Genomic DNA, 21,902 nt, shown 5'->3' with positions numbered 1-21,902 from the left:
TAATACCTGAAAATAGTGTGTTTATCAGTCGTGAGGCAATTCGACAAATTCAATCCAGTATTTGCCCAGCGCTCTCATCAGCTCAACCAGTCCTTCAAAGTTTACCGGTTTTGTAATGTAGGAAGCACAACCCAAATCATAGCCCCTGAGCATGTCTTCTTCTTCCTTTGACGTAGTAAGAATCACCACCGGAATACTGCGTAATGCGGGATCTTTCTTCATCTCTTCCAATGCTTCGCGACCGTCTTTGCGAGGCATGTTTAAGTCGAGCAATACCAGACTTGGGCGTGGAGAATCTTTCGGATCACTGTACTTTCCTTCACGGCGCAAAAATTCCAGTAATTCAACACCGTCTTCAACACAATAGAGATTATTAAGTACCCGACTTTCTTTCAGAGCATCGATGGTAAGTAAACGATCATCCTCATCATCATCTGCCATCAAAATATTAATAGCTGTTGCACTATTACGCGACATCTTGCGTTACTCCTTTACCAATTGTTGAGGCGAAGGGTTCACCGTCAACAGGAATTACTATTGAAAACACAGCGCCTTCTCCCGGCGAGCTTTGCGCGCTGATATAACCGTTATGGCGTTCTACGATTCGGCGACACACGGCTAAGCCAATGCCCGTACCCTGATATTCGCTACGCCCATGTAAACGTTGAAATGGAGCAAATATTTTTTCGGCAAACGATTGTTCAAACCCAATGCCGTTATCTTCTATGATAATTTTTATCCAATCGTATTCATCTACTTTAAAGACGTGCTCTAAATCATTTTCTTCGGGCGACGTTAATCGAATGCTTATTTTGGGTGATACATCCTGTTGCCGGAACTTTAATGCGTTCGATAACAAGTTTAAAAATAACTGTTCAAGTTGGCTCTGATCGCCATTAATCATTGGCAGCTTATCACATTCCAGACTCGCATCCGATTCGTCAATAGCAATTTCCAAATCGTTCTTAACATTGGTGATAACATCATTCAGATTGACGGCTTCAAATTCTTTACCACGGGTGGCTACACGAGAAAACGCTAATAGATCCCTTATTAACATAGACATACGTTCTGCTGCGTTCAGCATGCGACCCATGAAGTCGCGACCACGTTCATCAATGACATCGGAATAGCCTGATTCCAGTCGATTTCCGAATGCACGTATTTTACGCAATGGTTCCTGCAGATCATGTGATGCCACAAATGCAAAGTCTTCAAGTTCGCGGTTACTACGCGCTAACTCATCGGAATAGATCTGTAATTCCTGAGTGCGTAAGTCAATCTTCTGTTCAAGCTCTTCGTTATGTGCCTCAAGTTCTCTCTGGTGGCGGTACGCTTCTCTGACATTCATTTTCAGCAAGATAAATATTAAAATAATCAACAATGCCGTGGATACCGCTGAAACCACCAACGTGGTAATCGATTCACTTCGAAGTTGATTAAGGTTTTTTAGGTGTACGCTTTGTACCTTATTGACGCTGCGTCTTACCTTTTTGTAAGTGTTATCAAACTCTTCATACAACACCAGACTGCGATGGGTATTCACAATTTCCATGGCTTGTTCAAAGCGACCGTTTCTGGCCAGCTCTACGGTGCTGATCATATCATTGAGTTTGACTTTGCTCAGTGATAACAGTTTTTCGATTTGTTCTCTCTGGAAATCTTCCAGCTCTTGCGATTTGAACTCAACCTCATCCAGTAAATCATTCAGCTTATTGAGCGTTGCTGTGTAGTCTGTTAAATATTCCTCGTCGCGGGTAAGCAAATAGCCACGTTTACCTGACTGCGTTCTAAGAATTGCAACATGGAGTTTGGTAACCGACTCGGTTATTTTTGAAATGTTAAATAACCTGGCTTCCAGTTTGGCCAGATTATCTAACGTGCTGATGACGTAAAAGGAGTTACCTGTGAGTACAATGATAATAATCGCAACAATGGCAATCCAACTATAAAAAGACTGCAACAGCCCGTTTCTCATACAACTTATTCCGTTATTGAATTGCCCAAAACATCTACCATGTTAGTCAATTGTTCACTGCAATCCTTTGTACTGGCTATTATCTTGTCCAACGCATTTAAAGCTCTCTCTGCGGGCACTTCACCCTGCAGGGCCATCTTAACTAATTCGGCCTGCATCGAAATCCTGTTTAACGGCTTTCTTGCATCGTGAACATAGGCGGTAACGGTGGAAAATTCTTTTTCGTTCACGTTTTTCCCTCTTATTATTCTTCTTTGGTCAGGTCGCCGTAAGCGTGTAGTCGATTATAAAGCGTCTTGGTACTTATTCCTAGCATCTCTGCTGCTAACGTTTTGTTACCATTAACTTTTTCAAGCGTTGCATAAATCAACTCTTTTTCAACATCTTCAATCGTTCTGCCTGCTTGAAGTGCGGGTGTGGTGGACTGCTTCTTAGCAAACGGGGACTCAATGGTTTTTGGCAGGTCTAGTTCAGTTTTGTCTGGATCGCTCATGATCGCAGCGCGATGAACAAAATGGCGTAGTTCACGCACATTACCTGGCCAATCATAGGCTGTTAGCATATCAAGCTGACTTTCATCCCACTCAAATCGGGTATCATTCTCTTTATTGAGCTCGTCAATAAAATAAGTGGCAAGAAGTGGAATATCTTCCTTTCTTTCGCGCAAAGGGGGGATGGTAATAGGGAATACTGCCAGTCGAAAATAAATATCTTCTCGTAATACCTTGCTTTCGGCAATTTCTTCCATAGTTCGGTTGGTAGCCGAGACCACTCTGCATGCTACTGGAATTGTTTTTGTGCCGCCAACACGGATAACAACCTTATTTTCCAAAACCCTTAGCAGATTTGGTTGCATATCAATGGGCATTTCAGTGATTTCGTCCAGAAAGAGCGTGCCGCCCTCGGCCTGTTCAAATACACCAGACTTGCGGCCTACCGCACCCGTAAAGGCGCCTTTTTCGTGACCGAATAATTCACTGCCAATCAGCTCTTTGGAAAACGCGCCACAGTTGGTCGCCACATAGGGACCTTCAACTTCCGACGCTTCATGAATAGATTCCGCGACGACTTCTTTTCCCACTCCGCTTTCTCCCAGCAACATGACGTTTGCACTGGTACGGCTGACACGTTCAATAAGCTTATACAAATCTTTCATTTGGGCCGATTCACCAATCAGGTGCCCGAAATGTTTTTTGATATTGGAGCCGCCTGTGCTCTTAGAGGCTTTTTTGCCTTCGAGAACAGCTTCAATTTCTTCACGCTGAATGGGTTTGACAAGATAATCGATATTCGGCCCACATAACCCTTTGATTATGCCACGAACCGATGGGTGACCCGTAATGAGCGTAACGCGAGGACGTTTTGCAAGTTGATCCAACTCTTCAAATAAGTGAACTCCACTACCGTCCGGGAGCATAAAATCAAGCAGGATGTGATCGAATTGTTCTTTTTCCAGCCAGTCTCTTGCTTCTTTTAGGTTTCCAGCAGTTAAGACTTCATGACCGAGGAATTCAATGATTGTGCAGGCTACGTCGGTGAATTCGGGATCATCATCAACGAGTAATACAGTTAGCACAGATACGTCCTTTTAATTATGGTTTTAACTACGAATGACAAGTGTACATTCAAAACGATGGATAAGATCACTTTAAACTTCTCTTTGGGCTCATTTTGCACAGCACATACTTTCTTCTGTATAGCTGAATGTAAAAGCGATTGCGCCACCTTTTACCATGCTGAAACGCAACTGGCAAGACACGCACAAATTTACGGTTAGCAATTGAATTAAGTCAACCCTTAAGTAAGCAGCTGGCGGCACATTGAAATTAAGCAAACTGTCGAAACTCTACCACGTTCGCTGTAAGTATACGAATGGTTATGCAGATCGCCAATGGCAGTCACACTGCCTGTGCGGCGAGCGGTTTATGGATTGAAAACAGGTTTTGCAATGAAGACGAGGGTACTGGCTTACCGAAAAGAAAGCCTTGGGCGAGCTGACAATCTAAATTGCGCAAAATTTCGGCTTGTCTGGCTGTTTCAACGCCTTCCGCAATGATATCAATAGAGAGACTGCGGCATAGCGAAACAATTCCCTCGACGATGCGCTCGTCTTTTTTTCGCTGATGGATATTTTTTACAAACGAGCGATCAAGCTTGACTGTGTGAATGTCCAGTTCTCTGAGATAGGCAAAAGAACTCATGCCGGTCCCGAAATCATCAATAGAAGTCTTAATACCCATCGTTTTAAACGTTTTAATCATCCGTTTGCTAACGGCAATGTCCACCATGGTCGCGCTTTCAGTTAATTCAAACTCAAGCAAGCTGGGACATATTCCTGTTTTACGTAACAGGCTTTCGATAAATCCCGCGAACGCTTCATCGAGCAGGTTGTAAGCGGAGAGGTTAACTGATACCGGTATATGCAGCCCTTGCTCACTCCAGGATTTGATCTGATTCATGGCTTCTTCAACGGTGTAACGCGTAAATGCGTGCACAATGCCACTTTGCTCTACCAGATCGATAAAAGAGCCTGGCAAGAGCACACCTTCATCGGGGTGATGCCAGCGTACGATGGCCTCAACGCCCATCATTTCATGTGAATCCAGATTGATTTTGGGTTGATAATAAAGTTGAAATTGTCGCTGCTGTAACGCCTGATAAAGCTGGCTGCGCAAGGTGACCTGGAAGTTGGAACCATAATCGTTAGCGTCATTGTACACTTCAATTCCCAACCGAAGCTGTTTGGCATGATGCATGGCGTTTTCAGCATTTTTTAGCAACCCACCAATGGTTTTACCATGCTGGGGATTGCAGGCGACGCCAATAGTACAACCCACCTCGAATGTGTAGTCAGGCATTGTCAACGCATCACGACATTGATACAAGAGTGAAAATGCCCATTGGTTGGCGTCATCCATTCCCAGGTTGGGATGCCATATAACAAATTCATCGCTTCGATTTCGGTACACGCGCACGTTTTTACCGGCAATCTGCGTGAGCCGCTGAGCAAAGGCAACCAGTAAGCTGTCGCCTACCTCATGGCCCATGGCATCGTTAACATCCTTGAAGCGGTCTAAATCGATGAAAAAGAGCGCGCCCGTGTGACGGGGAATACGCAGATTGCTTAACAGGGCATTTCGGTTAGGCAAATTCGTCAACGGATCGATCAGGGCCAACTTCTGTAATAAGCGGTTGGCCTTTTCAAACCGCCGTGTCACCAACGCAGATATAATGATGGCGGCCCAAACGGCGATAAAAAACGTCACCAGCGTTGTCAGGGTAAACTGATTAATTATCTGACCTGTGGCGACAAACTGACTGTCGGCCAGCCAGACTGCGGTGACATACTGTTTGTGAACGTCGGACCAAACCTTATTGATAAATACGGGGGTATTCTCCCACGTAGTAAATCCTAATGTATTTTGCCTGATGACAGCGGCATTCGGGTCAACGGGGATCGATAACGTCTGGTTTCTATATATAATTTGTTGGCCAAGCAGTAAGGTGACAAGGTCTTTTTGAACAGGTAGTAAATAGGCTGGGGTGGGGCGTTCGGCGTTAGTTGAAGATAAGGCTTTGTGCAGCTGCGGATGCTCAGTCAGTGCCCGGTTAATCCCGCTTAACTGAATATCAAACGTTCGTTGTGCAAGCCGGGATTCAAGATTGAGTAAGATATCAGAGCCCAGATAGGTAAAGATCGCAATGACAAGTAAGGTCAGGCCTATCGAGCCAATCACCATGCGTTTTCTTATCTGACTGTTTTCTTTTAAAAGATGAAACTTTGAAGGCATACGAATTCTCAATGTGTGCTTAAACAAGCCGAATCGATAACTGAACATTTTTAATGAGGGTATGCCGAAAACTGAAAGGTATAGGGATCTGCAATTCTGCTTGAGTCGATGGGAACATGTCTGGCGCCTTTATTATTAGTGTTTTACGGCAACCCTCTGGTTATATCTGTTTCTTTGCGATTGTGCAATATTTACGCGGATAATTTAATAAAATTCTAAGCATCAAGGGTTTGCTTTTGTGTGTCTTGCAGTTGCATTAATTCGTAACGAAGTGTTCCGATGAATTCACGTGCTGCGGGACCTAATTGTTCACCATCCTCAAAACACAGATAAAGCGAAGCATGTCGGTGGCTTCCTTGCTTAAGTGGCAATTTAACCAAGGAGCCTTCGCTTAAGTGCTTTTCGATTAACTTCTCGGGCAACCAGGCAAAGCCAAAGCCACTTTTTATCATCTCCACAGAGGTGCTGATATGACTTACTGTCCAACGCTGTTCTGCCCCTAGCCAGCCTGAATCGGTTTTTCTTTCGGCAGACGAATCGCGTATCACAATCTGGCGATGGGTTTTCAAATCTTTGGTCGTAAGCGCTTTACCTTGTTGAATTAACACATGCCCGGGGCTGGCTACGGCGACAAAATTAATGCCACATAACTCTTCGGTAAACCCATCTGGATGAGGAAACGGACAAATCGCCAGGTCAACCTGACCCGAGTTAAGCAAAGCGTTAGCACCACTTAGTACGGATTCGATGAGTTCAATTCGCAGGTAAGGGTATTTGCTGGAAACGGTATCCAGTACCTTGTGTAATATATTTGCGGGAAAAATTAAATCTACGGCAATGCGAAGCTGACTTTCTACACCATGCTGGAGACCATGGGCAACAGATTCAAGTTTTTTTGCTTCTTCAAGCAACCAGGTCGCCCGCGATAACAACAATTTGCCTTCTTCAGTAAGCTTTATTCTGCGTCCATCATTATCGAATAATGCTACACCGAGCGCTTCTTCCAGCTTATTTACTGCATGATGGACACTGGACTGACTTTTATGCACCAGGGTTGAAGCCTGATTGAAGCCCCCGGCATCAACGACCGCTTTAAACATTCGCCATTGTTCTAACGTTGCTTTTGGCATGCGACTATGAAAGTTATATAAGTTTTTTAAACATTACATCATATTCAGCGATGCTTCGATAGCTAATCGTCGTGAAATGGTGGAGAAGAAACTCTCGCTCAGGTCATTCACTGAAATCAACTTCGGCTATTGATTTGATGTTACAGGTAATCGCACTAACACTGGTGTAGCCCATGTTTAGTAACTGTTCCGCTGCTAATTGAGCGCGAACACCTGAGGCACAATGAAGATAGAAAGGGTGTCCGGGGTCTTTAAACTGGTCGATAATTTTCATTTCCAACACACCACGGGGAATATTAATGCTGCCTTTTGTCGGTGACGCTTCACATTCAGAGGGTTCTCTGACATCAATGACAGTCCCATGATTTTTTGTACATTCTTTGGCCGCTTCTACGGCGGTGACTTTTCGAACGAGAGGTGAAATTGATTGCAATCTTTGTTGTATGTTGAGTATCATGTAGGCGTTTCTCCATAAAGGTTTGCGTGAAGTTTTACTATAAGAATCGTCTTATATTTTCCACACACGGCAAACGAAATGTCTGGTTGATTTTCATACAGTAGGTTTAACTGTTTTCCGCTGCAGGATTTAATTCCTGCGGCACAAATATGTGCAGGTTTCTAAGAGTTTTATCATGGAATTAGACAATACAATTGATACCCGCGAAATGCTTGAATACGCATCCAATGCTGAGCAGTTTATTAAGCAATTTGCTAACAAAACCCGTCTTATGGTGATGTGTTCACTGCTTGAGAATGAGTTGTCAGTCTCAGAGCTTCTTACGCGCATTCCGGTCACTCAGCCGGTTTTATCACAACATCTTGCTTTACTTCGCGAAGCGAAAATGGTTTCTACCCGTCGTGATGGCCAAGTTATCTACTATAGTTTAATGGACCGTCGCATTGAACAAACTATTGATTTACTCTACTCTTTTTTCTGTGAACAGGAAGAGGTAGCGTAACCTCTTCGCTATCCGTAATTTTGCTATACTTTGCAATACGCCTATCCAGCCGGACTAACCAGTTTGGCTGGATCTAAAATGCGCTTAAGTTCATCTTCACTAAAATCAGTCATGCGAGAAGCGACACTCAGAATATCTTCACCGCTGTCATATGCGGCTTTGGCAATTTCAGTACCCTTTTCGTAACCGATATGCTGATTGAGAGCGGTTACCAGAATCGGGTTTTTGGCAAGTATTTTCTCAAGTTGCGCCTGATTTACCTGCATGTCGGAAATGGCTTTGGTAGCAAGGTGATTACAGCTGTTTGCTAATAGGGTAATGGCAGTTAACAGGTTAGAGCCGATCAAGGGCAGCATCACATTTAACTGAAAGTTACCAGACTGGCCGGCGACTGTGTTGGCGGTATGCAGCCCCATGACCTGCGCACATGCCATCGCTACCGCTTCCGGGATAACAGGATTGACCTTTCCGGGCATGATGCTGCTGCCAGCCTGTAACTTGGTTAAGGCTATTTCGCCCAATCCGGCCAATGGACCACTGTTCATCCAACGTAAATCATTACTGATTTTCATCAATGCTACGGCTAATGTATTTAATTGACCGGAAAATTCAACGGCGGTATCTTGGGACGATAACGCCGCAAAATGATTGTCGGTAACGGTGAACGTGATACCAAGCTGTTGAGTTAATGAAGAGGCGACCCGTGCTCCGAATTCACTATGAGTATTGATCCCCGTTCCTACGGCAGTACCGCCAATTGCCAGCTGACTTAGTCTGACTTGGGTGTCGATAATGCGGCTTTTGGCCAGGTAAAGCTGCGCCTGCCAACCCGAAAGCTCCTGAGATAACTTTATCGGCATGGCGTCCATTAAATGTGTTCGCCCTGTCTTTATCACGTCCTTAAATGCAGCTTTCCTGTCATTAATGACAGCGATCAGATTATCGATGGCCGGTAACAATACTGACGTAGACTGCCACAGCGCACTTACGTGGATCGCAGTAGGTATAATATCGTTGGAACTTTGGCCTTTATTGACGTCATCATTCGGATGGACGGAATCAGATACCAGTCGACCTGCCAGGGTGGCAATAACCTCATTGGCATTCATATTGGTGCTTGTGCCAGAGCCGGTTTGATAGACGTCCACCGGAAACTGGTCATAGTGCTCACCCTGAGCAACGGCACTTGCAGCCTGCCAGATTGCCTCGGCCACATCATCGTTTAACAGTCCAAGTTCTTTATTAACCTGTGCGCATGCTGCTTTGATAAAACCCAGTGTCTGAATGAATGCAACCGGCATCGGCGTTTTGCTGATGGCAAAATTTTCTACCGCGAGGCTGGTTTGTTTTTGATATAAGTTCTGTTCACTCATTAGATTTACCTTACCTGAACCATTAGTTCAGCTATGTAAGAGTCATCGTGTAAACGGTCCATATCGATTTCAGGTTGCGCGAGCAGGGCCTCTCTGTCCAAATTGACGTCAACTTTGTGTGAAGACCAGTCTATTTTCTCGATGTGTTCAGGCGCGATAACAAACTTCTTACCACCGGGGATCCAGTTATGTGTGTCAATTACAATCAGTTGCACTTGCCAGCTCTGCGGGTCGATAAGAAAGTCTTCGACATGACCCGTTTCATCTTCACCTAAGGGCACTTCATAACCATGCACCTCGCTACAGGCACGCAGGTGATTAGTCACGTTGGGATGGCCGTCTTGCTGGGCTTTGTCTAAATCAACATTAGCCAACTCGGTGGGGTGAGCAAAATCACCCCATGCACCCGGTCCAATCCAGTAATAACCATAACCAAAATACTTAAACAAGGTTTCCTCGTACTCTCTGGAAACCGGTTTATGCTCATCAATAGACGGACTGTCTTTAAGTCCTTTGCGGGTCATATCGACATGAATTTTTTCCTCCTTGGTATCCAGCTTCAGGATCGCAATAGGGGGAAGGACGACTTTTCGGCTAAGCGGAAGCCAAGTGTTAGTATCTGCATAAAAATAGCGTACTACAAAATCCTGATCGTCAAACAGGATATCTTTACAGCCACCGATATCGCCATCTGTGGCGTGGATAGCAAAGTGAGTAAGTTGATTAAATGAGATTAGCATGGCGCTTCCTTAAACTTCCTACGTCTACTAAGTGTAGAGTGAAAAACGGGTTTTAACTCCATTCGTTGGAAAATTAAGGAAGGATCATTCAATGAAATTACAAAAAAAGGCGAAGCAGTTAATCTGCTTCGCCTTTTTGCAAATAGAATTGTGCATGACCTGTGTTCGTCAGGCTACGTCAAACTCTTCGTCAGAAAAGTCTTCTTCATAATCAGATTGGTTGCTGGCCGAGCTGTGCAACGTGTAAAAATGCTTTTTCCCCCGGGCCAGGTGAACATATTTCTGCCATGCTTTTTCAAGCGAATTAACGGCAGCTGATTTGCCCTGAACAAACTCAACAAAATGCTTTTCGTCGTCTGACTCAGGTAGTAATTCACCGCTTTCAAAAGCAAGCAGGTTGATGCCATATTGGGTCAGTAAATCAGACTCGGCAATGCTGAAATCGCCCGACTTTCTAAATCCATATGGAAAATGTTGACGGTCTATAAAAGGTTTGGCAGAAATACGGATATCAGGAGCTTTCATAATTACTCTCACGCCTGTGGTTTAACTCTGGCTGACTTTTAATTGAGAAATATGAAAAAGGGAAACAAAAAAAAATGTCCTTATCCATAAAAAAAATTGCATTAATTGGTTCGGCCTTTGTGGCATATATAAAATGTGCACTAAAATTATGGTTGAACAGTAAATAGTGTTGCATAAGGATGAATTCGACTTGCATTGTTGTGAATGCTCGGTTAAAAATTATTCATCGTTACAACAAATATTATTCGTTTCCTATTTTAAATAGTCGCATGATAATGCGCATGAAACTATCACAATGAGGCTACAATGAGTAAAGACTATCGTTACCAGCGAGAAGAATGGGACTCGGTAGAAGATGAAGATGATCGCCCTTCCAAAAAAGGCAGTGACCGTCGTCATTTGGTTAAAGATAAACAAAAGAGAGATCTTCAGCGAAAGGAAAAGCAACGCCGTCTTCATCAGGAATAATAAACAACTCCTTATACAATCTGAAGATGTCTATTAACGTGACATCTTATCCCACTCTTTGTCAGTGGTAAATCTGCCTACAAGGTTTACATGTAAGTGAATCTGTGACAGCTTATGTCTCAGATTCACTTCTATAGCTAGACATCCATGGATATTCGTTTCCTCACTACTTTCCTCGAAGTGGTTAATACCCGTCATTTTGGTAAGGCAGCTGAAAACTTATACCTGACTCAGTCTGCAGTCAGTGCTCGCATTAAATTGTTAGAAGAGTATTTTCATACGTCCTTGTTTGAACGTCACCGGAACAGCATTCAATTGACACCCGCGGGTGAGAAACTATTGCCTTTTGCTCAACAGCTCTGTGATACCCTAAAACAGGCGAAGCGGGAACTTCGTGAACAAACCGCTGAATATGTCGTATTGGGTGCAACTCAACTGGCGTGCGACTTGCGCCTTGTAGACCTGCTTCGTTTTTTACATACCAATTTTCGCGCCTGGTCGGTTAAAGCCGAAGTATTGACGTTAGATAATCTGACCCGCCAATTACATGAACGTGTGGTTGATTTCGCGTTATCGACCGAACCATTAAAATCCGAAGATGTGGTTTGCAATCCGATTGTGACCATTCCGCTGGGACTGTTTAGCCTAAAAGAGAAAAAAGTGCTGCAACCGGATGATTTTATCGCGGTGGACTGGGGAAGTAAGGCACACGAATTGTTAATGCATCAGCACCCAGATCTACGGGATGCCAGACTGCAGACAAATTCGCTAAATGTGGCGGTATCGACGCTTGCATCAGAAGGGGGCTTAGCAATATTGCCAATGAATGCGAAAGAACGTTCAGTACACTCACCGCAAGCTAAGCTGGTACAACGCATGGAAGGGATCAGTGTCACCGTTTATTTAAGTATGCTGAAATCCAGCAAACGCGAAGGGTTGGCGGACATGTACGGTGCAATTAAAAGCTGGACACATTTGAACACCCTTAAATGAAAACGAACCCGCTTTACTTTTTATCTTTTGGTTTATTTCTTGATTAGTTAGAGAGCATTATGAAAAAACATGATCACCCTTTATTGGCAATGTCGCCCGAACAGCGATTGAATGAAACGCTTAAGTTAATGGTGCAAAATGAAGAAGTCTGGATCCTCAACGATGAACATGGATGCGTCATGCTCAACACCGAAGATGAAGAAGATGGCGTGCCGGTGTGGCCAACGAGCGAGCTGGCCGAGTTGTGGGCCACGGATGAATGGGCGGATTGTAAACCGTTACGCATTTCATTGAGTGACTGGATGAAAAAATGGCAGTCTGGTCTGGCCGGTGACGATTTGCTTGTGATGGTATGCCCGGTGCCTGGAGAGGAGGGGGAAGTGCTATCCCCTGAAGAGTTTTCTGCTCAGTTGAGCAAGTGATCACACCAAGCCGCTTTGCGTCCTGTTAGGTGGCTTGCGCTGAGTTTGCGTAAGATTTCACGTGATCCCTACGTTTGCTCGCTTCGTTGAAACGACAAGTGCTTGCTGAAACTGTTTTAACGCAATTTGAGGATAATGTTATGTACACGCAACAACCGACCATGCAGGATCTCTTTGTGCAACTCGGCTTAGACTCCGGTGACGAGGAAATTGAGCGATTTATTGAACAACATCGCGGTATGAACGACAGCCGTCACATAGAGGAAGCACCTTTTTGGAATGCCTCTCAAGCAGATTTTCTTAAGCGCGCCTTAATTGAGGACGCTGAATGGGCTGAAGTAATTGACCAACTAAACGTGCAATTGCATCAGTAAATGCCAGCGATTTATCGACAAAAGTCTCCTCTGTCTATCCATCTTGAACAATAAACAGGTTGAATTCTTTTTTGAATTCAACCTGTTGGTAGTCTATTATTCAAACTCATACAATCCCCACTTTATTGAAAAAATCTGTCGTTATATAAGACTCATACTTCAGTAGGTGATTCTTCTTATAATTTGTAAATATACGCATCTTGATTCTGGTCTTATACAGGTATTTTTGAAAATGAAGTATGGTTTCATTTTACTCTTTTTCAGTTGTTTTATTAGTGCGCTTAAGGCGCAGCCAGTCGTTACAACGCCCTCGTTTAAATACCTTTCATCCAAGCATGGGTTGTCACAGGATAATGTGAACAAAATTGTAATCGATCAGGATGGGTTTGTCTGGTTAGCCACTGATGGTGGATTGAACCGCTGGGATGGCTATCGGAATCAAGTTATCGCCGGACCTGATAATGTTTTTGTGAACGCCAGTGTCACGACCCTGTTTGTCGATAGCAAGAACAACTTATGGATAAGTACAGCGGGAAGCGGCGTGTTTCGATACGATCTCGCTGCAAATCACATTGATAATGTGTTGCGACGTCCCTACCGCGATTCTCCGGAATGGGTACAGCCCGCAACGCATTTTTTTGAAACTGCAGAAGGTGAACTTATCGTTGCTTTGCCTGAGGAAGTTATTCGTTTAAATAGAGACAGTGAAAAAGTCGATGTCCTTTATCAGTTAACCCAGCCAGCCCGTGAGGCCGAAAATGCAATTCGTGTGGTTAGCCTTTATCAGTCCGTATTATTGATTGGTGCCACACACGAGTTGATCGCTCTGGATTTAACACAAACATCGAATACTGCAATTTCGCTGAATTATTTAGGTGATGTCGCCGCTACTATTGATAATAAAAACGTAAAACATTTTTTACTGGATGATCAATTACGTTTTTGGGTAGGCACAGTGGGCGGACTGTTTGTCACATCCCTGCCACAACTGCTGGATTATGTACGTAATAATGATGCTACTGCGCCCCTCTTCGAGCACATCACGTCTGATTTGAACGTGTGGGAACAAGTTAGCCATGCAGAAGACAGTTTTTGGTTGGGCACCAATATTGGACTGGTTAGTCTTAAGCAAGTGGATGGGCGCTGGCAATGGACTCATATATTAGAGCCAGACAATGAAAAAGTTGAATTATCCCACCCTTCAATAAAAACAATTGCTGTGGATGCCAGTGGTAACTTCTGGCTGGGGTCAGCTCACGGTGGCGCCCTGTACTGGTCGCCAAAAACACTTTCGATCAAAACCCTGCAAAACGGTGTCAATAATCAAGCTGTACTTACCGATAATGCTGTCTGGAGTTTTTGGCAACAAGACGATGACACTTTGTGGGTGGGCACCGCAAACGGACTTACGCGCTTGAATCTGGTCACACATACCACAGATTTTTTCCTCAGCAGCAACAGCCAAAGATCTTATGAATCAGTACAGGTAGACCGTATTTTCCCGGCATCAGGCAGCGAGCTGATTTTGCAGACATTCGACTCATTACGACGGTTTGACCCAGACAACAACACTTTGACGTTGCCGCCCACACAGGATAAAGCGTCAGCGGATGTCTTTAACCATTTTATCTATGGTTCCGGCAGTGATGCCCAGGGGCGAATCTATTTTATTTCTGACCGGTTTTATCGCTACGATCCGCATGAGCAGTTTCTTGAAGTACTGCCAATACCTGAAGACCAAATTGATCCGCGTTTTGGTGCCAGTTTTCTTAATGAACATCCGTTTTACCAGGGTGAAATTTTCTTATCGACACTGGACGGGCTATGGTTGGTCAATACCCAATCATTCGCAACCAGAAAGATTTTTCACTTTTCACAGCAACAAAAGAACAACGATGCCGCGATCAGCTCGTACGCGCTGGCTGATGGCCATTTATGGGTCGCCTTCCCACGCTACGGTATCTACAGCCTTGATGCGAAAACGTTTGAGGTAAAAAGTCAGCTCAACGAAAAGAATCTGCTGCTCTCAAATATTGTGTATGGTTTGACGGCAGATAACGATGGAAATTTGTGGTTTGGTTCTCACTCCGGATTGCACCATTATTCAATTGCACAAAATCTACTTAAAAATTACCGATACGGAAAAGAGTTGACCGTTTCAGAGTTTAATGATGGCGCGGCACTTATGCTGAGAGATAACCAGCTGGTCTTCGGTTCCACCAACGGCATGTTGATGTTTTACCCCCAGGAAATTATTGAAGACGCTCAGGCTAATCGATTCTCCACGACGCTGGTGATAACCTCGGTAGATTTAGATTCCCGCGAGTACAAAACCGCCATGCGCAATTTGTCAGGCAGCCATCTTAAACTTAAACATACTGACTTTGGTATGACGATTAACTTTTCTTCCAATATCACCAATCTTAGCGGTGATCTACATTTCCGCTATCGCTTATTCCGTAACGGAAAAACGGTCAGTGAAGGGGTCACCCGCGAACCCCAGATAACGCTTGGATTCTTATCGCCAGGAGCGTATAGGTTTGAGGTTTCAGCTAGTAAACAGCATGCTGATTACACATTACTGCCAGCAGCAATTAGCTTTTCGATGCCCTACGCTCCTTTTCGCTCGCCGTTAGCTATTGGTAGTCTCGTCGTATTGGCACTGCTGTTTGTGGTTATTTATTTACAGCATCGTCATCGTCAGATCCTGCGATTGAATCAAGTTCAAAAACAGGTTCGATTGTTTGGGGATGCTTTTAAACAAACCCGGGACTGGGTAGTTATTTTTGATGCTAACAAGCAACCGCTAGCCATCAACCCGGCCTTCGAAAACGTATTTGGTTTAAGTTCGGGAAAAGATCTGGTCAAACAATTTCACGCCCTCTACAAGCAAGCACCACAATTGGAACATCAGTTTAAACAACGGCTTAGTGGATTGTCTGCCGGTGATTACCTTAAGGAAGAGGGGCAGGTCGCAGGTATCGATGGCCAAAAATATGATGTTCTTATTGATATCACGGCAATAGCAGAGGAAAATTCAGCGCAGCAAATCGACCACTTCCTAATGGTATTTTCCGACATATCCATACAAAAAGATGCAGAACGAAAACTAATCAAAATTGCGAACTACGATGGACTAACCGGACTGATAAATAGAAACCTGTTGCTGGACAGGCTGGAGCAAGGAATTGCCAGTGCGAGGCGTAACCAAACTAAAGTAGCGGTGTTGTTTGTTGATTTAGACAGATTCAAAGGGATCAACGACTCACTGGGTCACGATTATGGTGATAAATTGCTAATGGTAGTAGCGAACAGAATGCGCAACATTGCGACTGATAAAAATACCGTGGCGCGCTTAGGCGGAGACGAGTTTGTTATTATATTTGAGGGCGTTGCGGGTATGGAGACGGTCTCCCCAATTGTTTCTGAATTGATAGAAGCAATTGAAACGCCGATTTCTATCGGCAAGGAAGTGTTAAGGGTGTCCTGCAGTGTGGGGATCTCATTCTACCCTGATGATGCATCTGACTCGAATGAATTATTGAAGCAGGCAGATGTCGCTATGTACTGTGCCAAAAAAGATGCGCTCAGCGGATTCAACTACTATACACACGAAATGAACGAAGCGGCTAAAAATCGTCTGCAGTTAGAAAACCGGGTAAGGCTTGCCTGGCAGGAGCAGGGATTTTGTAATCACTATCAGCCGATAGTGAATGCCAGCACTAAAATAACCGAAGGCGTTGAATTATTGATGCGCTGCCAAACGCAGTCAGCCTGGATCGCACCCAATGATTTTATCCCAGTACTAGAGCAACTGCGCTATATCATCGATGCAACGCGCCTGGCTATGGAGCGCGGGGTGGCTGATCTGAAACTTTGGTACGACAAGGGATTTACCGGTTACCTGTCAATCAATTTATCTGCGCTGCATTTTAAGACCGAATTTGATCTAGACAGCGTCATTCAGTTATTAAACGAATTTAAATTACCTGTGTCTGCCCTTAGGTTTGAGATCACGGAAGGGGTGTTAATTGAAAATGCAGACGATGCCCTACGACAGATAAATCGCTTTCATGATGCCGGGTTTGTTCTTGCCATGGACGATTTTGGTACGGGTTATTCATCACTTAGTTATCTCAAAAAGTTCCCCCTAGACGTTTTGAAAATAGACAAAAGTTTTATTGATGATGTCAGCGAAAATAATGATGAGCATGCATTAGTCACTGCAACAATCAATCTCGCGCGAAAACTGAACTTGCAATGCGTAGCTGAAGGAATAGAAACGTCTTTTCAGGCCCAGTATCTTGCCGACAATGGCTGCGTGAGTCAGCAAGGCTATTTTTACTCGAAGCCGGTCGATGCGCTGCATATACCTGAATTGCTGTTTAAACGCTGGTGAACAGGCGCTGACGTCATTTTCGGTCTACTATACGTATGCTAAATGTTCGTCATGCCGCTTAAGGATATTGAGTTTTAACAAATTTTTGTGGTATGAAAACAGGTGAGTGCACCAACATACAATAAATAAGCATCAGGAAGTGGATCGTAATTATGTCATCATTAGTCAGCGAAAATGCAAGAATCCAATCACCCCTTGAACGACTTTATCACTGGGAAAAAACGCGAGGGAGTGAAGCTTATCTGTCGCAACCAGATAAAGGCACGGTCCGGCATTACACCTGGCAGCAAGTAGCTAATCTGGCGCGCCGTGTAGCCAACCAAATCAGGCAGAGAAATCTAGCGCCTGGTAGCCGTATCGCAATTTTTGCGAAAAACTGCGCTGAGTGGTTTATCACAGACTTAGGCATAATGATGGCGGGGCACGTCTCTGTTCCTATTTTCGCCACGGCTGGCGAAAGCACCATCAAACATGTGCTTGAACATGCCGATGTTAAGCTGGTTTTTGTCGGCAAACTTGAAAAACCCAAGTCACAATTGGCAGCAATTGATGAGCGCTTTCCCACCGTATCTTTCCCTTACCCTGGCACCCCATCGAGCATCAGCTGGGAATCATTTGTTGACTGTGACCCTATCGACGAGTCTCCTTTGCCTGACATGCAATCGACGATGACGATAATATATACATCGGGTAGCACCGGCGTGCCCAAAGGTGTGGTTCACACATACCATTCAATTTGCTGGGCGGCTCAACACTGTCTTGAGCCACTGATCACCACTAAACAAGATAGATTGTTAAGTTACTTACCGCTGGCCCACATCACCGAACGCGTATTAATAGAACTTGCCAGTTTATACTCTGGTTCGCACGTGTCCTTTGTGGAATCACTTGATACATTCCAACGGGACGTGCAGGCATGCCGACCGACCCTGTTTGTTTCTGTACCGCGATTATGGACCAAGTTTCAAATGGGGGTTTTAGCCAAACTGCCGCAGAAAAAACTGAATACCTTACTGCGCATTCCTATCGTAAATAAACTGATCATCAGGAAAATAAAAAAGGGATTGGGATTGGATCAGACCCGCCTGTTCGCCAGCGGTTCAGCACCCCTGGCACCTGCAACTATTGAGTGGTTTGCCAAAATTGACATCCCGATATGCGAGGGGTGGGGGATGACGGAGAATAGCGCTTATGGCACTGCAAGTGTTCCCTTTCGTCACGATAAGATTGGTACGATTGGTAAAGCCTACAATGGGGTAACCATCCGCGTTTCTGACGATGGTGAAATACAGGTAAAAGCGCCGTGTAATATGAAAAAATACTATCTGGATGAAGAAAAAACACAGCAAGTATTTACCGAAGATGGCTTCTTACGCACCGGTGATAAAGGAATTATAGATAATGATGGGTATATAAAAATAACCGGACGACTCAAAGATATTTTTAAAACCGCAAAAGGCAAATACGTCACGCCGGCGCCCATCGAAGCAAAATTAATGGAAAACGCCTATGTTGAACAGGTGTGTGTTACCGGAAACAACTTACCTCAGCCTGTCGCTTTAATCGTATTGAGCGAAGAGGCCAAACAATCATCCCCCGCCGAGGTGGATGAATCACTGGCTGCTACTCTGAAATCTGTTAATCGTAATCTGGAAAGCCACCAGGTGATTGACCACATTTTAGTGATGCAGAACGAGTGGAGCATCGAAAACGGCTTGCTCACGCCGACGTTGAAAGTGAAAAGACACGTTCTTGAATCCCGCTTTGACGCAATTATTCAGGCTAAATACTCATCGCGCATTGTCAGAATCGAAGCGTAACCTGCGCCAGATGGGATTGTTAACTATATTTAATGTTAACGTCCCGTCAGGTTTCCATCAGCGACTTACCCCAAAACTGAAATTTACGTGAAATTTTAAGTATCTGATTAAATTAGGAATATTTGTATAAAGCACCGAACTCTCAGTGGTTGTACAAAAAATAACCGCACACGAACTCTGTTAAATAGGTATTAATAATTATAATTGGTTATATTTTAACCTAGCCTTTAGCTGTTGCCTTGCCTGGGCGCAGCGACTACATTCCGCGCTCATCCTTGATAGAACAAAGAGAATCGCTATGAAAAAAGCAACGATATTAACCTCACTCTTCGCAGGCACGATGATCTCGCTTGCCTCTAATGCGTTGGCAAATGTTGTTGTGATCGTCAATCCAGCTAATAGCAATGCGGTTGACAACGACTCTGTGAAACGAATTTTTCTTGGAAAAGAAAAGAAATTCCCTGGCGGTGAATCCGCAACGCCAATTAATCAGAAAGGCGACGCCGCTTCACGTAATCAATTTGACGAACAGGTTCTTGAACGTAACTCGAGTCAAATTTCAGCTTATTGGTCAAAACTGGTATTCACTGGCAAAGGTACCCCGCCAAAAGAAGTGACTGATGACGCCGCGGCTATCGCAGCCGTAGCGGCTGATCCTTCAGCAATCAGCTATGTGAGCGCTGGTTCTGTCACCGATGCCGTAAAGGTTATCCCAGTTAACTAAGTCAGGAAAAAGTTATGCGTAAATTATTTTTATTCAGTGCAGTAGCACTGGCAGTGAGCGCTGGTGCTCAGGCTGAAATCAGAATTAATGGTTTTGCCAATTTGATTGCGGGCAAAGCAAGTAGCGACGACACCTTATACGGTTATACCGATGACATCTCCTTTGATGAGCAGAGCTTGTTCGCCCTTCAGCTTAGCGGAGATGTAAATGATAAGCTTACTGCTACTGGCCAGCTGGTCGCGCGTGGCAGTGACGACTATGATGTGGATTTCGAGTGGGCCTATATGACCTACGCCGTGACCGATAACACGAGCGTTACCGCAGGCAGACTGCGTTTGCCTCTATTTCGCTATTCAGCGTCATTAGATGTGGGTTACTCCTATCATTGGGTCGCCCCTCCTGAGTCAGTGTATGGTGTTGTGTTTAACAATATTGACGGTGTTCGAGTTGACTACAGCAATTACGCCGGGGATTTAGAATATAACTTTCAACTTGCTTACGGTACCCTGGATGCCGACTTTGTGCTGGGAGGACAGCAAGGTAACGTTGAAGGCAATAATGCTATCAACCTGACAGCCGAAACAACTTATGGTAATTGGAAGCTTAGAGGGGTCATCGGCCGCGCTAACGTGACGTTTGATATCCCGACCGTTAAACCTACCATTCAGGCGCTGTCGGGTATCGATCCGGCGTTTGCTGACCTGCTTGATGCCAATGATGATACAGGCACGTTTGTCGGTGTTGGTCTGGAATACGATAACTTTAACTGGTTTATTTCCGGTGAATATACCGAAGTGGCTATTGATGATTCCTATTATCAGGATGACATCAACTACTACGTCACCGCAGGAATTCGAGTAGGTAAGTTTACTCCCTTTGTTACGGCAGAGTGGAATGACGCCGAAGACGACCTGAAATTTCTCGACCAGGTAGGGCAATACCCTGAACAGGTCCGCGCCACGGTAGGTCAGATAGTGGGTGGGTTACAACAACAATTGGTGGCGAAGAGTAATGCTTACTCGCTAGGTGTGCGTTACGACTGGGATACCAACGTTGCTCTCAAGGCTGATGTAACAAAATATAGTGATGATATCAATGAAGCCAATGACGCATCACTGGTTCGCTTTGCAGTAAATTATATATTTTAAAGCATAATAAAGAAAAAAAGCGATGCGCAAACGCATCGCTTTTTTTTAAGATCAGGCAGGATAGCGTTGTGCCAGCGCCTGATAAATATCATCACTGTAGTGAGAAGAGTCAATATCTAGCAGGTCAAGCACCTCGACCAGATGCTCGTTATCTTCACGATCCTGCCATACTTTAACGTAGCTACCTTCTTTGTAGCCGTGATCCTGACGGAAGAAGTTGAGCACATTCTTACCCACATATTGCCGATACAGTTCTTCACCGCTCATCTCACATTGCTCTACTATTTGCATAAACAGCGGCACGCTAAATCGTTTCGCAGCACAAAGACCCGTCATTAACTCCAGATTATCCAATAAAGACTGACAATCGGGTTTGTAATCTTTGCCATCAAACTGCACGTGGGGCTGAGATTGGGCGAGTTGTGCTGCAATGGCATTAGCCGCGGCTTCCACATCGCCAGCGTAGTCAATGATGCAGGCCGATAAGGCAAAATGCCAGATATCCACTAATTCCATCTGTAACTGGGGCAGATCTTTATGCTGTGCCTTCCACCATTTCCAGCCGTGGTGTTCAATGGCTTCTACTGATTCAACCATAGCAGCGCGTAAATATCCGTAGCCAGCCGTAAGCCACTTCTCATTTACTTTGGTGTTCATTTTATTCTGTAAACTTAGCATCGTGGCAAGTTGTTGATGAGATAACATGGTACGCCTGTAATTATAAAAACAATAATCTTCAAATTGTAACTAAACCCCGGGCGTATAGGAAGTGCCTATGCGCGTGCCCTTGAATAGTGCACAAGTGACTCATCAGAGGTCATCAAAATATTTTTAGATTTTGCCTGAGTTTATTAACGCACTGATATTTATAACTTTTGTAAATTGGCATTGAAGTTGTTTAGGGACTAATGTTGTCGCCATTTTGCTCATGGCTGCAAGCGTCAATAGTGAGGTACGGGGTTATAGGCTGAACCCTGAGGCTGTTGATGCACTTACCCATACAGATTTTCGTGTCCTGAAATCTGTATGGGTTTTTTCTTTGTTAAAGAGGTTCGCAA

At 44.4% G+C, this 21,902-nt stretch carries 20 protein-coding genes; 9 read left to right on the top strand and 11 right to left on the bottom strand.

What is annotated here, in order from left to right; genetic code table 11:
- Positions 1-24: 24 nt before the first annotated feature.
- The 7 genes from HCJ96_RS14425 to HCJ96_RS14395 form a co-directional block, all read right to left on the bottom strand.
- A complete protein-coding gene (locus tag HCJ96_RS14425) occupies positions 25-477 on the bottom strand; it encodes a response regulator (RefSeq protein WP_169211773.1) in 453 nt (150 codons plus the stop codon).
- Positions 467-1,978, bottom strand: a complete 1,512-nt coding sequence (locus HCJ96_RS14420) for a sensor histidine kinase (protein ID WP_169211772.1) — start codon at positions 1,976-1,978, stop codon at positions 467-469. Before HCJ96_RS14420 ends, HCJ96_RS14425 begins: the two co-directional genes overlap by 11 nt.
- A 5-nt stretch (positions 1,979-1,983) precedes the next feature.
- On the bottom strand, positions 1,984-2,208 hold the full coding sequence (locus HCJ96_RS14415; RefSeq protein ID WP_169211771.1) for a hypothetical protein: 225 nt from the start codon (positions 2,206-2,208) through the stop codon (positions 1,984-1,986).
- A 14-nt stretch (positions 2,209-2,222) separates the two neighbouring features.
- Positions 2,223-3,554, bottom strand: a complete 1,332-nt coding sequence (locus HCJ96_RS14410) for a sigma 54-interacting transcriptional regulator (RefSeq protein ID WP_169211770.1) — start codon at positions 3,552-3,554, stop codon at positions 2,223-2,225.
- Positions 3,555-3,876: 322 nt separating this feature from the next.
- Positions 3,877-5,769 carry a putative bifunctional diguanylate cyclase/phosphodiesterase gene (locus HCJ96_RS14405; RefSeq protein ID WP_169211769.1) on the bottom strand — a complete coding sequence of 631 codons (1,893 nt, stop codon included), beginning with the start codon at positions 5,767-5,769 and terminating at the stop codon, positions 3,877-3,879.
- Positions 5,770-5,984: 215 nt separating this feature from the next.
- Positions 5,985-6,899 carry a LysR family transcriptional regulator gene (locus HCJ96_RS14400; protein WP_169211768.1) on the bottom strand — a complete coding sequence of 305 codons (915 nt, stop codon included), beginning with the start codon at positions 6,897-6,899 and terminating at the stop codon, positions 5,985-5,987.
- A 103-nt stretch (positions 6,900-7,002) separates the two neighbouring features.
- Positions 7,003-7,356, bottom strand: a complete 354-nt coding sequence (locus HCJ96_RS14395; RefSeq protein ID WP_169211767.1) for a rhodanese-like domain-containing protein — start codon at positions 7,354-7,356, stop codon at positions 7,003-7,005.
- 175 nt (positions 7,357-7,531) lie between these two features.
- On the opposite strand from HCJ96_RS14395, the gene HCJ96_RS14390 reads away from it, so the two are divergent.
- Positions 7,532-7,858, top strand: a complete 327-nt coding sequence (locus HCJ96_RS14390) for an ArsR/SmtB family transcription factor (protein ID WP_169211766.1) — start codon at positions 7,532-7,534, stop codon at positions 7,856-7,858.
- A gap of 41 nt (positions 7,859-7,899) precedes the next feature.
- Here the strand turns inward: HCJ96_RS14390 and HCJ96_RS14385 are convergent, their stop codons facing one another.
- The 3 genes from HCJ96_RS14385 to HCJ96_RS14375 all read right to left on the bottom strand — a co-directional run bounded on the left by HCJ96_RS14385 (position 7,900) and on the right by HCJ96_RS14375 (position 10,496).
- Positions 7,900-9,231 (bottom strand): class II fumarate hydratase, encoded by a 1,332-nt coding sequence (locus HCJ96_RS14385; protein ID WP_169211765.1) that lies wholly within the window; start codon positions 9,229-9,231, stop codon positions 7,900-7,902.
- Between the two features lie 5 nt (positions 9,232-9,236).
- Positions 9,237-9,971: a PRC-barrel domain containing protein gene (locus tag HCJ96_RS14380; RefSeq protein ID WP_169211764.1), complete on the bottom strand. Its 735-nt coding sequence runs from the start codon at positions 9,969-9,971 to the stop codon at positions 9,237-9,239.
- A 168-nt stretch (positions 9,972-10,139) separates the two neighbouring features.
- On the bottom strand, positions 10,140-10,496 hold the full coding sequence (locus tag HCJ96_RS14375; protein ID WP_169211763.1) for a MaoP family protein: 357 nt from the start codon (positions 10,494-10,496) through the stop codon (positions 10,140-10,142).
- A 306-nt stretch (positions 10,497-10,802) separates the two neighbouring features.
- Between HCJ96_RS14375 and HCJ96_RS14370 the strand changes: the two genes are divergently transcribed.
- The 8 genes from HCJ96_RS14370 (at position 10,803) to HCJ96_RS14335 (ending at position 20,844) form a co-directional block, all read left to right on the top strand.
- Positions 10,803-10,964 (top strand): hypothetical protein, encoded by a 162-nt coding sequence (locus HCJ96_RS14370; protein ID WP_169211762.1) that lies wholly within the window; start codon positions 10,803-10,805, stop codon positions 10,962-10,964.
- Between the two features lie 147 nt (positions 10,965-11,111).
- Positions 11,112-11,957, top strand: coding sequence for a LysR family transcriptional regulator (locus tag HCJ96_RS14365; protein WP_169211761.1), 846 nt, complete (start codon positions 11,112-11,114; stop codon positions 11,955-11,957).
- Between the two features lie 59 nt (positions 11,958-12,016).
- On the top strand, positions 12,017-12,379 hold the full coding sequence (locus tag HCJ96_RS14360) for a DUF2750 domain-containing protein (protein ID WP_169211760.1): 363 nt from the start codon (positions 12,017-12,019) through the stop codon (positions 12,377-12,379).
- A gap of 140 nt (positions 12,380-12,519) precedes the next feature.
- The gene (locus HCJ96_RS14355) at positions 12,520-12,753 is read left to right on the top strand and encodes a DUF2789 domain-containing protein (protein ID WP_169211759.1); all 234 of its coding nucleotides are present in this window, start codon (positions 12,520-12,522) and stop codon (positions 12,751-12,753) included.
- Between the two features lie 232 nt (positions 12,754-12,985).
- On the top strand, positions 12,986-17,152 hold the full coding sequence (locus tag HCJ96_RS14350) for an EAL domain-containing protein (RefSeq protein WP_169211758.1): 4,167 nt from the start codon (positions 12,986-12,988) through the stop codon (positions 17,150-17,152).
- 152 nt (positions 17,153-17,304) lie between these two features.
- Entirely contained in the window at positions 17,305-18,972 is a 1,668-nt protein-coding gene (locus tag HCJ96_RS14345) for an AMP-binding protein (protein ID WP_169211757.1), read from the top strand.
- A gap of 298 nt (positions 18,973-19,270) precedes the next feature.
- Positions 19,271-19,696, top strand: coding sequence for a type 2 periplasmic-binding domain-containing protein (locus HCJ96_RS14340; protein ID WP_169211756.1), 426 nt, complete (start codon positions 19,271-19,273; stop codon positions 19,694-19,696).
- 14 nt (positions 19,697-19,710) lie between these two features.
- Positions 19,711-20,844, top strand: coding sequence for a porin (locus tag HCJ96_RS14335; protein WP_211162833.1), 1,134 nt, complete (start codon positions 19,711-19,713; stop codon positions 20,842-20,844).
- A gap of 51 nt (positions 20,845-20,895) precedes the next feature.
- Here the strand turns inward: HCJ96_RS14335 and HCJ96_RS14330 are convergent, their stop codons facing one another.
- Positions 20,896-21,549 carry a dUTP diphosphatase gene (locus HCJ96_RS14330; protein WP_169211755.1) on the bottom strand — a complete coding sequence of 218 codons (654 nt, stop codon included), beginning with the start codon at positions 21,547-21,549 and terminating at the stop codon, positions 20,896-20,898.
- Positions 21,550-21,902: the final 353 nt, after the last annotated feature.

The organism is Alteromonas ponticola (assembly GCF_012911815.1).
GTDB lineage: Bacteria > Pseudomonadota > Gammaproteobacteria > Enterobacterales > Alteromonadaceae > Alteromonas > Alteromonas ponticola.
This window is presented reverse-complemented; position numbering and strand designations above follow the sequence as displayed.

Coding starts and splice junctions, on each gene's coding strand:
- HCJ96_RS14425 (WP_169211773.1), bottom strand. CDS start 477: ATGTCGCGTAATAGTGCAACAGCTATTAATATTTTGATGGCAGATGAT.
- HCJ96_RS14420 (WP_169211772.1), bottom strand. CDS start 1,978: ATGAGAAACGGGCTGTTGCAGTCTTTTTATAGTTGGATTGCCATTGTT.
- HCJ96_RS14405 (WP_169211769.1), bottom strand. CDS start 5,769: ATGCCTTCAAAGTTTCATCTTTTAAAAGAAAACAGTCAGATAAGAAAA.
- HCJ96_RS14400 (WP_169211768.1), bottom strand. CDS start 6,899: ATGCCAAAAGCAACGTTAGAACAATGGCGAATGTTTAAAGCGGTCGTT.
- HCJ96_RS14395 (WP_169211767.1), bottom strand. CDS start 7,356: ATGATACTCAACATACAACAAAGATTGCAATCAATTTCACCTCTCGTT.
- HCJ96_RS14390 (WP_169211766.1), top strand. CDS start 7,532: ATGGAATTAGACAATACAATTGATACCCGCGAAATGCTTGAATACGCA.
- HCJ96_RS14385 (WP_169211765.1), bottom strand. CDS start 9,231: ATGAGTGAACAGAACTTATATCAAAAACAAACCAGCCTCGCGGTAGAA.
- HCJ96_RS14380 (WP_169211764.1), bottom strand. CDS start 9,971: ATGCTAATCTCATTTAATCAACTTACTCACTTTGCTATCCACGCCACA.
- HCJ96_RS14375 (WP_169211763.1), bottom strand. CDS start 10,496: ATGAAAGCTCCTGATATCCGTATTTCTGCCAAACCTTTTATAGACCGT.
- HCJ96_RS14370 (WP_169211762.1), top strand. CDS start 10,803: ATGAGTAAAGACTATCGTTACCAGCGAGAAGAATGGGACTCGGTAGAA.
- HCJ96_RS14365 (WP_169211761.1), top strand. CDS start 11,112: ATGGATATTCGTTTCCTCACTACTTTCCTCGAAGTGGTTAATACCCGT.
- HCJ96_RS14360 (WP_169211760.1), top strand. CDS start 12,017: ATGAAAAAACATGATCACCCTTTATTGGCAATGTCGCCCGAACAGCGA.
- HCJ96_RS14355 (WP_169211759.1), top strand. CDS start 12,520: ATGTACACGCAACAACCGACCATGCAGGATCTCTTTGTGCAACTCGGC.
- HCJ96_RS14350 (WP_169211758.1), top strand. CDS start 12,986: ATGAAGTATGGTTTCATTTTACTCTTTTTCAGTTGTTTTATTAGTGCG.
- HCJ96_RS14345 (WP_169211757.1), top strand. CDS start 17,305: ATGTCATCATTAGTCAGCGAAAATGCAAGAATCCAATCACCCCTTGAA.
- HCJ96_RS14340 (WP_169211756.1), top strand. CDS start 19,271: ATGAAAAAAGCAACGATATTAACCTCACTCTTCGCAGGCACGATGATC.
- HCJ96_RS14335 (WP_211162833.1), top strand. CDS start 19,711: ATGCGTAAATTATTTTTATTCAGTGCAGTAGCACTGGCAGTGAGCGCT.
- HCJ96_RS14330 (WP_169211755.1), bottom strand. CDS start 21,549: ATGTTATCTCATCAACAACTTGCCACGATGCTAAGTTTACAGAATAAA.